Annotated in this window: 11 protein-coding genes; all 11 read right to left on the bottom strand. The window is 72.0% G+C overall.

The window, feature by feature from the left end:
* Positions 1-6: 6 nt before the first annotated feature.
* The gene (locus V2S66_RS16805) at positions 7-1248 is read right to left on the bottom strand and encodes a hypothetical protein (RefSeq protein ID WP_330796245.1); all 1242 of its coding nucleotides are present in this window, start codon (positions 1246-1248) and stop codon (positions 7-9) included.
* 120 nt (positions 1249-1368) lie between these two features.
* Positions 1369-1878 carry a hypothetical protein gene (locus V2S66_RS16800; protein WP_330796243.1) on the bottom strand — a complete coding sequence of 170 codons (510 nt, stop codon included), beginning with the start codon at positions 1876-1878 and terminating at the stop codon, positions 1369-1371.
* A gap of 71 nt (positions 1879-1949) precedes the next feature.
* A complete protein-coding gene (locus V2S66_RS16795) occupies positions 1950-2504 on the bottom strand; it encodes a hypothetical protein (protein ID WP_330796242.1) in 555 nt (184 codons plus the stop codon).
* A 145-nt stretch (positions 2505-2649) separates the two neighbouring features.
* Entirely contained in the window at positions 2650-4449 is a 1800-nt protein-coding gene (locus tag V2S66_RS16790) for a vWA domain-containing protein (protein WP_330796240.1), read from the bottom strand.
* Positions 4446-5588, bottom strand: a complete 1143-nt coding sequence (locus tag V2S66_RS16785) for an AAA family ATPase (protein ID WP_330796479.1) — start codon at positions 5586-5588, stop codon at positions 4446-4448. Before V2S66_RS16785 ends, V2S66_RS16790 begins: the two co-directional genes overlap by 4 nt.
* A gap of 187 nt (positions 5589-5775) precedes the next feature.
* Complete coding sequence (locus V2S66_RS16780; protein ID WP_330796478.1) at positions 5776-5997, bottom strand: hypothetical protein; 222 nt, start codon at positions 5995-5997, stop codon at positions 5776-5778.
* A 272-nt stretch (positions 5998-6269) separates the two neighbouring features.
* A complete protein-coding gene (locus V2S66_RS16775; protein ID WP_330796238.1) occupies positions 6270-7040 on the bottom strand; it encodes a hypothetical protein in 771 nt (256 codons plus the stop codon).
* Between the two features lie 121 nt (positions 7041-7161).
* The gene (locus V2S66_RS16770) at positions 7162-8286 is read right to left on the bottom strand and encodes a hypothetical protein (RefSeq protein ID WP_330796236.1); all 1125 of its coding nucleotides are present in this window, start codon (positions 8284-8286) and stop codon (positions 7162-7164) included.
* A 237-nt stretch (positions 8287-8523) separates the two neighbouring features.
* Positions 8524-9603 (bottom strand): hypothetical protein, encoded by a 1080-nt coding sequence (locus tag V2S66_RS16765; protein WP_330796235.1) that lies wholly within the window; start codon positions 9601-9603, stop codon positions 8524-8526.
* Positions 9604-9700: 97 nt separating this feature from the next.
* The gene (locus V2S66_RS16760; protein ID WP_330796233.1) at positions 9701-10234 is read right to left on the bottom strand and encodes a hypothetical protein; all 534 of its coding nucleotides are present in this window, start codon (positions 10232-10234) and stop codon (positions 9701-9703) included.
* A 30-nt stretch (positions 10235-10264) separates the two neighbouring features.
* Positions 10265-11767, bottom strand: coding sequence for an ATP-binding protein (locus V2S66_RS16755; protein WP_330796232.1), 1503 nt, complete (start codon positions 11765-11767; stop codon positions 10265-10267).
* Positions 11768-11785 lie beyond the last annotated feature (18 nt).

Below are 11785 nucleotides of genomic sequence, written 5' to 3'. Positions count from 1 at the left end.
CGCCGGTCACCGGGCCCGAGGGGCAGAGTCGCGCGCCGGACCGGCGGGTGCCACCGTAGACGGGGTGGAGGGGGTGGTGTTCCGGGGGGCCGATGCCTGGATCGCGGCGGGTGAGGTGGACAGCGCCGCGCTGCGGGCGTCGTGCACCGCAGCCGACCGCGCCGCTGCCTGCTCGTGCGCCGGGACGGCGACCTGGCGCAACTCCTCGTCAGCACCGACGAGTTCGCCCTGCGCGGCGGTGAGGAACTCGGAGGCGAAGCCGAACCGGTCGGCGAGCTGGTACGCCTCGTCGTCCAGATCGGTGACCTGCTCCCCGGCCGCCTCCAGCGCCTCCCTCACCCGCTCCACCACGCCGTGCTCGACGTGCAGCAGGGGGGCGACAGCCTCGGCCAGCTCGGCGCCACTCTGGGCACCCTGGATCCGGTCGGTCACCGCCAGGAGCTGCCCGCCGAGGGACTGCGAGTCGGCGGGAGCGGTGTCGAGAGCGGGGTCGAGTTCGACGGCGTAGCGGGCAGCGCGGAGCATCTCGGCGGCGTGCGAGGCGACGGCCGCCTGCTGCTCGCGTCCCATGGAGGTCGGCAGGCGGTGGCGGGGGCCGTGCCAGTCGGAGGCGTAGGCGAATCCGGCATGGATCAGCAGGGACTTGGCGAGGCTGTCGCCACCGCGGGCGACAACGCTGCCGCTCGGCTCGGCGGCGATGGTGACGGTGATGGGCATCGACTTCTCCGGTACGGGTGGCGTGGGTTGTGGGGAGGCCAGCAGGTGGCCGAGTTCAGCGGCGATGCGCTGGCATTCGGTCTGCAGGCGGAAGGCGTCGCGGTAGGCGTTGTGGAGGCTGCCGTCCTCGCGGGCGAGGGTCGCCACCACGTGCACCTGGCGGGGCTGGTTGCGCAGGGCGACCCATCGGCAGGCGTCCGGATCGCCGCCGGGTGCGACGGTGACTGCCGCGACTCGGCGGGCGACCTCGGCCCATTGGGCGTCGGTCAGGTCTCGGTGGCGGGGGTCGGAGCGGACCGAGCAGACCCACACCGGCCGCTCCGGTGCGCGGGTGCCGAGGCGCTCGACGGGCGCGTCCAGTGCGTGGGCGAGGTAGGGCAGGGTGTCGGCGTGGGTGAGCAGGTCGATCGGAGCGCCGTGGCAGTCACCGCCCACCAGACGGGGGTTGCTCTGGTCGCCGCGCTCGCCCGGCCCGTAGAGGTAGCCGAGCAGACCGGCGGTGTTGCTGGCGCGCTGAAGGTGGGCGATCACGGCATGGACCTCGAAGGAGAGCGAAGGGGCGGAGCCCCGGTTGGGCTTCCGGGTGATGAGGATCCGCAGAATCCGCGATTTGGCCCGTCCGGAAACCGGTGGTAGAAGCCCACGCCTTCGTCATGCCGATGGGTGGAGCCCGTGGTCGTGGGCGAAGTACGCGCAGGCCGATCGGGCGAAGGCGGTGTCGCCGTGCAGCCGGGCCCAGCGGCCGTCCTGGCGGATGACGGTGGCGACGATGTCGAGGCCGCCGGCCTGGTTGCGCAGCGCCACCCAGCGGCAGGCGGCCGGGTCGTCGTCCGGTTCGATGCCGGTGCCGTCCAGGACCTCGCGCGTCAGCTCGAACCAGTCGTCGTCGTCCAGCTCGACCGTGGTGGTGTTGCGGATCGCGCAGTGCCACGTCAGCCGCCGCGCCGGGACGTGGCCGGTGCGAGGTATGCGCAGGGCCAGCGGCTCGTCGAGCACCGCCGCCAGCAGCGGCAGGGAGATGTCGTCCTGAGAGGTGAGTTCGGGCGACCAGGCGGTGAGCAGGTACGGCTGGAAGCCGGGTTCACTGCCGTGCAGTTGGGCGAGCAGCTCAGTGGTGCTTTCGGTGCGCCGCACGTCGCAGCGCAGGGGGTAATCGGGCATGACAGATCCGCATCGGTGAGCAGGGCCAAGGAAGGGTGCGGTGCCCCGCCCCAGGGCGGGCACCAGGCAGGTCAGAAGTACGGGTTCTCGGTCGGCCGATCGGCCTCGGTGGCGGCGTCGAGCAGCTCGGCCAGATCACCGGGCTCGGAGGACCGCTGATCAATCCACCACCCCGCACGGGTGACGGTCCGCGCCTTGTCCTCCATCGCCTCCCATTCAGTCTCGGCGGTGCCGCCCTCCACGACGAGGGCGGCGTAGGCGGCGGCCAGGACCTGGTGCCGGCAGCGGACACCCCAGGCCACCGCGCGCTCGGTACCCTCCAAAGGGGGCATCGCGTACTGCGCCGACCAGGCTTCGGACTCCGCCTGCTCCTCGGCGCGCTTGTTCTTCAGCCACTCCCGCGTGCTCGCGGCGTCGCTCTGATGGGCGTCTTTCCAGCATTCGGTGCACGGGCGCTCGGTCAGCCAGTGGGCGAACCCTGCGCGCTCGTCGGCCCGCCGGTCTCCGAGGTCCCGCTCGGCGATATGTCCGCAGGAGTGGGCGATCTGCCAGATGGTCGCCACCCCCGGGGAATTCCGTTTGATGGGCGTTACGTTCGAGGTCGGATTGCTGGTCTGGGACTTCATATCGAGTGCCTTTCGTTGGCGGTTGGGGTGGTGGCCTGCGTCGTTGCGGAGGGTCGTGCATCAGATGCACGATTCATGCGGCGTTCGGAGGTGGTCTGGACTGCTAGGCGGTGGTCTCGGGGACGCTTCCGCCTTCTGCGTCGTCTCAGCGGGTCCTGCGAATGGCGTTTGTTGCCGCCGCGGCGATGGCGGCGGGAGCGCTGGAGGGCTGGGTCAGGTGCAGCAAGGTGGTCCCCGGCAAGTGGCGGGACGCCGCGGTGACGGTGAGCTGGAGCACGGCGCAGCCGGCGGTCGTGAGCTGCTTGACACGGGTGACGGCTTGAGCGGTCTCGTCAGGGGTGTAGACGGCGTCGGTGACGATCACGAGGAGGCGGCCGGCCCCGGGGCGGCTGAGTTCGAGGCCGTGGTCGAGCGCGTCCAGGGCATCGGCGAGGTTGTGACTGCTGCCGTTGGCGCCGAACGTTGTCACACGCTCCGGTGCCCGGTGGGTGGGCCGGGTCAAGGCGGTCAGGTGCGTGTCGTAAGCGACGGTGGCGGTAAGGGAGTCGGGGTCGGTCAGGGTCGCTGCGCGTGCCACGATCCAGGCAGCGGACGCCACGGGCCCGCAGGCGACACGCATGGAACCGGAGACATCAACGGCGATCCCCACACGCAGCGCTGGGGTGGGCGAGCTGCGGCGGCGGGTGTGGGTGAACGGTTCCGCGGTAGGGACCGACCCGGCCGCGCGCTGAGCGTCGCGGGCGAGAGCCGCGCGCATATTGAGGCGGCCGGGCGGGGTGGGGCTGGTGGTCCGCTCCTCGGTCCGCTCGCGGTAGGCGGCGGCCCGCAGGGCGCGGCTCAGGCGCGCGGCGGCACTGTGCTCGGCGGCGGTGGGCCGGCGGCTGCCGGTGACCGGGTTGCCGTACGGTGCCGGTGCGCCGTCGGGGTCGACAGTGGCGCCACGGGTGTTGAAGACCGACTTGGCGGTGGCAGCGGCTTGGCGTCGCTGGCCGGCCCGCTGGGCTCGGTCCTGAGCCTGCGCCTTGGACTGCGCGGCCATGGCGTTGACCGCTGCGGCCTGTGCCGCAAGGTCGGCCGCGTCGGTGGCAGCCGTGCTGTCCATGACGATGGCCACGGCGCCGGACAGCAGATCGGTGAGGTTCTCCGGCACGGGCAGAGCGGGGGCAGCGGCGTCCAGAGCGTCGCACCAATCTTGAGCGTGCGCGAGCATGCTCTCGGCGTCGTGGTCGGCACACTGGTGGGCTGCGCTCCAGATACGGGTGAGGGTGGCCAGCAGGTCCGCGCCCAGCACCTGTTCGCACAGATCAGCGACCGCCCGGGTCTCGCCGGCATCCAGGATGCCCACGTCACGGCGGCCCAGGACCAGGGCCGCCACGCCAGCGGCGTGCTCGATGCCCTGAAGGGTGGGGCGGGCGATGTCGGGCATGACCAGGGTGCGGGCACTGGTGCGCAGGTACGTGCGGTCCGTGGGCCGCGTGATCAGGTGTGCGCCTTCGACACGGCTCTCCTCCAGCAGGAGCGCGGCCTCCACGACACGGGGGTCCGCTCCGGCAGATTCCCTCCAGACGGAGTGGGCCGCGTGCGCGGCCTCGTGGACGAACACTCCCCAGGCGGCGGGATACCGCTCCTCGTCGCCCACGATCCGCGGATGGACCTCATGGGGCTGGAGCGGGGCGAACAGCCGGGCGTCGAACTCGACCTCGCCCAGCGTGGGGAAGAACGCGGCCGGTGCGCCGCTGCGCGTGCCGGGACGGCAGGTGACGAGGAGGTCCTGGCGGCCGGAGAGCGTGACCAGCCGGTCGCCGAGTTCGGCACCCACGCGCAGCCACGCGGCCGGGGAGGAACGGGGCTGCGCGGGCGGGGCGCCGTCGTCGTCCCAGCGCGCGAGATCGGCGTCGACGTCCGGCGTGACGACGGGGGACTGGACGTGGTGGTGGGCGCTCATCGCGCGCGGCCCGGCTGTGCGGAGCCGGTGCTGCCCGGGGGCTGCCGGACGGCCGAGGCGGGAAGCTGCTTGCCGAGGGTGAGGGGCGCGACCTCCCTGACGCCGGCAGCCTTGATGACAGCGGCGGCGACGGCGTCGCGGTCCTCCACAGGAGCGATGCCGACCAGGTTCGCGAGCGCGGCCTTGGTGCCCAGGACGGCCTCGGTCTTCTGATAGCTGAGCAGCTCCCGCAGTTGGGGGGCCCAGCCCAGCTCACCCAGTTCGACCTGGCGGGCGAGGTGTCGGGCGACCCGGACGACCCGGGCGTCGATCCTCAAGGCCAGGGCGAGGTCATAGTCCGTGCCGATCTGGATCTGCACGCTGAACCGGGACGACAGCGCCTCGGTCAACACGGCCCCGTGGACGCCGGGATTGTGGCCCGCCACCACGTAGAAGCCCGGCTCGGCCTTGATGGTCTCGCCCTTGTGGGCCTTGACCTGGATCTGCCTGCGCCCGTCCATCGCGGGATACAGCGCCGCCAGGACCTTCGGTGAGATCAAGGTGGCATCGTCGATCAGCAGGGCGCGGCTCTCGGTCATCGCGGTGACCAGCGGACCGTACTGGAAGACGTAACCTCCGCTGTCTCCTTGCGTGTACTCGCCGATCAGGTCGCCGACCGTGGTGTCGCCGTCACCGGCGACGGTGAGCAGGTCCGGGAACGCCGCCTCAACCAAACTCGTCTTGCCGGTGCCCGGAGGGCCGTAGAGCAGCACCGGCACGTCGGCGTCGCGCAGGCGGTTCAGCGCCTCGACGTCGGGCAGATCGGCCAGCTCCCTCGGGTGGTAGAGCTGGCCCCCCGAGCGTCGGATCGGGCCGGTCTGCTTCGGCGTGGCTGCGGCGGGAATGGTCGTGCGGGCCGTGGCCGCCTGGACGCGGGGAGCGTGGGTGCCCGGTGGGCTGATCACAGCGGTCTGCGCTGCTGCGGCGGTTTTCGCGTTCGCGCGGAACTCCGGTTGTCCGGTTCCGCTTTGGTCGGCCTCGCCGCGTCGCACCAGGGTGTGGGCGGCGTTGCGGACGGCGCCGTGGGAGTGGCCCAGTTGCCGGGTCATGTCCCCGATGGTGAGCGCATCTGCCGGCCGGTCGGCCAGCAGTCGGGCCACCTTGGCCCGTAGTTCGCCGCCCTTGGTGCGCGCTGGACTGGGCGGTGCGGGTGTGGTCACAACGAGGCTCCTTCAACAGGTAGGGGGCGAGCGGGGTTGGCGTGGGATGGAGGGGCTGGCCGGTCCCGGAGCGGTTCACGGACTGCCGACATCGGCGACCGGGCCAACCGGGGCGTACCGTCGGCGCTCACCGGCCGACCAGGGGTTCGGTCCAGGGGCAGGAGGTGGCTGGCGACGAGCAGCTCGTCGGCCGGCGAGCAGGCCCGTGCGTCTGCTGCGGACCGGGTTCCGTCGCTCGGCAGGCGCAGCCGGGCGTCTCTTCGAAGCCGTCCTGGAGCAGGATTCGCCGGGCGGCGGCGTTGTAGCCGGTGGTGGTGACCTCGCCGGTGATGGCGTGCCGGATCGGAATGAACGGTTCTCCTGGTGCTTCGGGCACGGCGGATCTCCTATCGGTGGTGGCGGGAAAGCCGGTGGGGTGTTGGGCGAAGGTGAGGCGGGCCCGGAGCTTTTAGCGCATCAACGGTGCGTGGCTGGACCAGGAACGATGGGCAATGACTGCCGACGTGCTCCGGGGCGGGCCTCACCGCCCCGCAGTTGCCTGACCTCGCCTTTCCGCACGTTCTGATAGCCGGGAGTACCAACAACGGCCATGGGAACTGTTCCTTCGCAGGGGTTGGGGTCTCAGCGTGTGCGGGAGAACGCCACGCGCGGGTCCACCGGCTGGGAGACCGGAGCAGGGGCGGCGGGTGCGGGGACCGGGGGCGTGGCGGGCTGTCCGGCGCGGGCGGGACTGGCAGCCAGCGCGGCAGCACTCAGGGACGGCAACCTGCGCGCGCTCGCGTCCGGGCTGCGCTCCCGGGGAGCCGACCTGGTCGGCGCGGGCGGACGCCGCGTGGTGACATCCCGGGCGAGAGCGGGCTGCACGGCCACCTGGAGGTCAGCGCGGTGCATCGCCGCGGTTACCTGGGCCACCTGGCTGAGCGCCTGGTCGCGGCCGGTGGCAGGCGGCAGCGTGTAGATGTCCAGGTCGGGGTGGCGCCGCCAGCCGTGTTCTTCGAGGAGCTGCCCGCCGGCGACTGCGCCGTCGGTGGTGGCGGCGACGATGCCGAGCCGGGGGTGGTCGGCGAACGCGACGTCGGGCTCGATGCGCTGCGCTATGGCGGCGGCGGCGGCCGGCGCCGGGGCTTCGGGAATGGTGTCGAACTCGGCGTCGACCTGAACCCGGTAGTTGGCCCGGCGCAGGAGGTCGACGGCGCGGGTGGCACGGCCCGGTCCGTCGCGCTGCTGATCGCCCAGTGCGTACAGGTCGCGGTGGCCGGGGACGGGGTGGAAGTCGAAGCCGCGGAGCATCCAGGCGCTCGCGGCGAGGCGCTTGGGGTTGGTGGCGACGATGCCGAAGTCGGGGTGGCGGCCGACTGCAATATCGGGGAGGGAGTTTTCGGAAGGAGGCATGGCAGATCCGTTCGGGTCGAGCAGCGACGGTTGGGCCAGTGAGGGCGGACGATCTGCGGGTGCGGATCATGAGGGGGTGTTCCTCCAGGTGGGAGGCGGTGGTGACAGTTGGGTGACGCGGTCAGCGCGTTCGCGCGGGCCGGGCTGTGGGCGGGGCGGCCGTGGTGGCGGTGCGCGCCGGCAGCGGTGCCGGGCGGTTCTGCTGGGCGGTTGGCGAGAACGCCAGGGCTGCGGCCACTTGGCGTTCGGGTGGGGTGATCGATTCGGGCTGGGCGTGCCAGGGATGGGCGGTGTGGCGGTCGGCCAGGGTGTCGCGCAGGTTCTTGATCTCCAGCACGGAGACGCTGATGTGATGGTTGATGCGGCGCAGCCGGTCGGCGTAGAGGGGATCGGCGGCCTCGCCGAGCCCTTCCCACCAGTCGGCCGTAGCGTCGAGGACTTCGGTGAGGCGGTCCAGGACTCCGTCGCCGGGCGCGGTCAGTTCGCTGAGCGCCGCGACGGCCTGGCTGGTGTGACCGGCCCGGGACAGGGACTGGGTGAGGTGAGCGAGACGGTCGCCGAGGCTCATCCCGTTGTCGGCGGGGACCGGGAGGCTGTTGTCGAGCAGGTCGGCCTCGACGGCGTAGGCGAAGCCCTCGGTGCCCAGCATGTCCACGGCCCTGGTCACCGCGCGGCGCTGCTCGACCGGGTCGGTCATCCCGAAGGGCAGGTAGTGGAAGCGTCCGCGGTGGGTCACTTCGGAGACGAAACCGGCGCGGTGGAGCACAGCGTCGGCGCCGTTGAACGGTTCGAGCGCGACAGGCGGCGTGGGCGAGTGCAGGGCGAGCTGATCCAAGCGGACGTCGATGGCGGCCAGGAGCGGGGCGGTGCCGCCGGCGTTCCAGGCGTGCGGCCCGCCGGGCTCGGAGTTGTAGAGCACTTCGTGCACGGTGGAGTCGTACGGGTGGCTTCGGGTGACCAGCCAGCTCTTCGGGTGGCCCGGCGGGTGGTCGGCGGGCGGTTCCTGGGGCGGGGAGATGATCAGGGCGCTGCCGTCGGGGAGTTCGGCGTGGACGATGTAGTCGCTGAGCCCGTACTCCACGGTGACTACCAGGCCGCGCCGCCGCAGCGGGCCGGTCAGGTAGGCGTACCCGTGCTCCGCGCCGAGGGCGTCCGCGGCGTTTCCCTGGGCGGGCGGGCCACTGGTGCGGGCGGTGACCCGGGTTCCCTGCCGGGTGATCGTGACCGCGATCTGATCAGGCTGCATGTCGGCGCCTCCTTTCTGTCGGTCGCGCCCGGCGGTACGGCGAGACGCCGAGCCGCGCCGCGCGGGAAGCCTGCGAGGGGATGGGGCGAAGTCGAGGATCCGGCGGATCGACGATTTGGCCCGTCCGGGATCCGGTGATACGGCTCTCAGCGCGGATCGGGCTGCTGAGGGGGTGTTCAAGGTGAGAGGGCATGGCGGTTCGGCTTTCGTGGCGAAGGGAGCGGACGTGAGGGGAAGTCAGCGGCCAGGGGTGTGCGGCCGTGCCGGAGGCCCGGGTGGCGGCGAGGATGGCGCGGGCGTTGGCAGCCGGGAGCCGGACCTGGGCACCGTGGTGGTGGAGCGTGCCCGTGCGGCGGCGACCCGGACAGCAGCGAACTCGGCGCGCTCCCGTTCGACGTCGGCGATGGCGTGCAGCACCGGGGCGTGGTCCATGAAGACGGTCATCGCGTGCCAGCCCTCGGCGTTGCGCTCGGCGAGGGTGTCGTTGAAGGCGACCCAGCGGTCCGGGCCGGTCCGCTGGTCGAGCACAGCGGTCAAGCGGGACTCCCACTCGTCGCGGATGGCCATGCCCTCGGTCAAGGCAGCAGTCAGTGAGCACGGTTGGTAGCTCCACCGGTCGGCGGTGGAGGCAGGCAGCGGAAGCTCGGGCAGAGCGGCTTTGGCGTGGTCGATCGCGCCGGGGCCGTGGAAGAGGAACGTCTCGAAGGGCTGCCAGGCTTCGGCGTCGCGCTGGGCCTGCCGGATGCCGTAGGCGTCTTCGTCCAGGGGCATGCCGGACGCGTCGCAGAGGGAGTCCGAGACGGCGTCCCAGTCGGCGAGGGCCTGTTCAGCCAGGCGGTGTGCTTCGCGCAGCGCGGGGAGACGTGCTGCTTCGACGGCGTGCCGGTAGCGGGGCAGCAGGCGGCGTTCGACGTCAGCCGCTGCACGGACCGGGTCGCCGGGTACGGCGATGCCGTGGGGCGTGTGGATGGGGCGCAGCACGCCGTCGATGCCGGGCGGTGCGAGGGCGGCCACCAGAAACTGACCGCGGTGAAGGGGGCGGGCGAGGACGACGAAGTTTTCACCGCCGGGGCCGTTCAGCAGTGCAGCCTCATCGTGGACGAAGTCCTGCAGAGCCCACTCGACAGGGCCGGTGTCCCACAGCCTGTCCATCACGTCGGCGTGGGCCGGGCTGTAGGCGAAGTAGTCCTCGGTGACCGCGGACCAGGAGCCGGGGAGCCGGCGGGCGAGACCGTCGCTGAAGGCCCGCAGCCCGCTGGGGTCGTAGCGGGACGGCGCGGGGTGGCGGAGGGGCGCGTTCGGATCGGGTACGGGCATGACGGGTCCAATACGGGCGTGGAGAAGGGGGCGAGTGGGAGCGGGCGGCGCGGCGTCTGCGGGGCGAGGTCACGGCCAGTTCCTCCTGATCTGTGGTTCAGCGACTGCGGTGGTCCGAGCGGGGAGGAGTAGGGGGCGCCGCGGGCTCTTGCTCCGAGGCCGGTGCGGGGCTGGCGAGCCGGGAGCCGGCGGCGGGGGAAGTGCTGGTGGCTGCGGTGCGGCGCTGCGCGGCGTTGATGTCCTCCCAGGCGTCCACGGCCGTGTCGTAGAGGTCTTGGTCGAGTTCGCCGAGGCGGGTGACGATGCCGGTCATGTGGGCGGCGGCTTCGCCGGCGCCGGCCTGCTGGAGCTTGTCTGCGGCGGCTTCGAGGAACTCGTGCAGCCGGGGGAGGATACCGTTCGGGTCAGTCGTGGCCAGGAGGATCAGTTGGGCGACCTCACCGGGCTCAGCATTGTGGAGGCGGTCGGTCCAGGCGGTGATGGCCGGCCCGACCGTGTCAGGTACAGAGCCCTCCTTGACCGACCAGCGGCGCAGGTCCTGGCTCGTCGGCACGCCAGTACGGGCGGAGTTGATCTGCTCGGTGGTCCGTCCGGTGTTGTCGTAGAGTTCGAAGTCCGGGTGAGGAAACACGGGTTGGCTCCTTCTGCTGCGGGTCGGGGTTCAGCGCATCCGGGCGTCGGTGTCGAACAACTGCCGCTCCGCGGGGTGGAGCAGGTGCTGCGTGATGAAGCTCCTACCTGCGACTTTCCATAGGCCCCGGCCCTTGGTCAGCGCGGAAACGGCCTGGGTCTCGACGCCGGTCAGACCGAGCAGCGAAGCTGCGGCGGCGAGCTGATCGGGTTCCTGGCGGTAGATGATGCGGGTGGAGCAGTCGGCGAGCAGCCCCTCGGCCAGCACCCGGCCGCGTGAGCCGGCATCACCCGCAGAGAGCAAGTCGCTGAGGCGGTGGATGACCATCAGGTTGGCGATACCCAGGCCCCGGGAGAGCTTCCACTGGGATTGCATCCGCTCCAGCAGGCCGACGTGCCGCATCACACGCCACGCCTCGTCGTAGATGACCCAGCGCCTGCCGCCGTCAGGGTCGGCGAGGGCGGCCTCCATCCACGCCGAGGCGCAGGTCATCGCCAGCACCAGCGCTGTGTCGTCGCCTGCGCCGCCGAGCCGGGACAGGTCGATGGACAGCATCGGTGTGGCGGGGTCGAAGGCCACGGTCGAGGGCGCGTCGAACATTCCGCTGAGGTCTCCGTGGACGAGGCGGCGCAGGGCGTGGGCGAGGTCCTGGGCTGCGGTTCCCATGTGTCCGGCTTGGTCACCGAGCGCGTGGTCGAGGCGTTCGGGTGAGCCGAGGACGTGGGCGATCTCGCCGAGCAGCGGCACCGTGCCGGTCGCCTCGGCCTGAGCCACGACCAGGTCGAGGGCGAGGTCGAGCGCGGTGTGCTCCATCGGCAGCAGATCGCGCGCCAGAACCGTGCGGGCCAGGCCCGCCAGCAGGAGCAGCCGGCGCTTGCGGGTCTCGGTCGCCCAGTCCGCCTCGCTGACCGCCTCGGGTTTGGCGGGTGCGTCCAGGGGATTCAACCTGCCGGGCAGTCCCGGGCCGAGGGCGATGGTGTAGCCGCCCAACGCCTCGGCGACGGGGCTCCATTCGCCCTTGGGGTCGCAGGGCACGTAGACCTTGTAGCCGTGGGCGATGGCCCGGGTGGCGATCGACTTGGCCAGAGCGGACTTGCCCATGCCGATGATCCCGGCGAGCACCATGTTTGGGTTGGTGAAGCCCTCGATCCGGCCGCTGGCGTACAGCGAGAAGGGGTCGTAGCAGAAGGCGGCTTCGGCGTGGACGTCCCGGCCGATGAAGATCCCTTCCGCCCCGAGGCCGCCTTCGGCGAGGAAGGGGTAGGCCCCGCTCACGGTGGCGGTGGTCATGCGGTGGGCGGCCAGGCGGAGCTTCCCGCCGCGGGCCGAGGCCGGACCGGGGCGCCCGGAGGGTGGGTAGGTCGGCCGCAGCTCCGGATCGAGGCTCTCCTCGTTCTGCCGCTTGGGAGGGGTTTCGGCGCGGTGGGCTTGGCGGCGGGCTTCGGCGAACTCGGCGCGGGCGGCGCGCTGCTGGGCGCGGGAGGCTTTGCGGGGCACGAAGAGGTGGCTGGTGCTGGCGCGGGTGCGGGGCATGAACGTGTCTCCGGATCT

Source organism: Actinacidiphila polyblastidii (genome assembly GCF_036353415.1).
Classification (GTDB): domain Bacteria; phylum Actinomycetota; class Actinomycetes; order Streptomycetales; family Streptomycetaceae; genus Actinacidiphila; species Actinacidiphila polyblastidii.
The sequence above is the reverse complement of the archived record's forward strand: the minus strand, read 5'-3'. Positions and strand labels throughout refer to the sequence as shown.

Excerpts from the sequence above, each read along its gene's own strand:
- V2S66_RS16770 (WP_330796236.1), bottom strand. The coding sequence starts at position 8,286 with ATGCAGCCTGATCAGATCGCGGTCACGATCACCCGGCAGGGAACCCGG.
- V2S66_RS16800 (WP_330796243.1), bottom strand. The coding sequence starts at position 1,878 with ATGCCCGATTACCCCCTGCGCTGCGACGTGCGGCGCACCGAAAGCACC.
- V2S66_RS16775 (WP_330796238.1), bottom strand. The coding sequence starts at position 7,040 with ATGCCTCCTTCCGAAAACTCCCTCCCCGATATTGCAGTCGGCCGCCAC.
- V2S66_RS16795 (WP_330796242.1), bottom strand. The coding sequence starts at position 2,504 with ATGAAGTCCCAGACCAGCAATCCGACCTCGAACGTAACGCCCATCAAA.
- V2S66_RS16790 (WP_330796240.1), bottom strand. The coding sequence starts at position 4,449 with ATGAGCGCCCACCACCACGTCCAGTCCCCCGTCGTCACGCCGGACGTC.
- V2S66_RS16765 (WP_330796235.1), bottom strand. The coding sequence starts at position 9,603 with ATGCCCGTACCCGATCCGAACGCGCCCCTCCGCCACCCCGCGCCGTCC.
- V2S66_RS16755 (WP_330796232.1), bottom strand. The coding sequence starts at position 11,767 with ATGCCCCGCACCCGCGCCAGCACCAGCCACCTCTTCGTGCCCCGCAAA.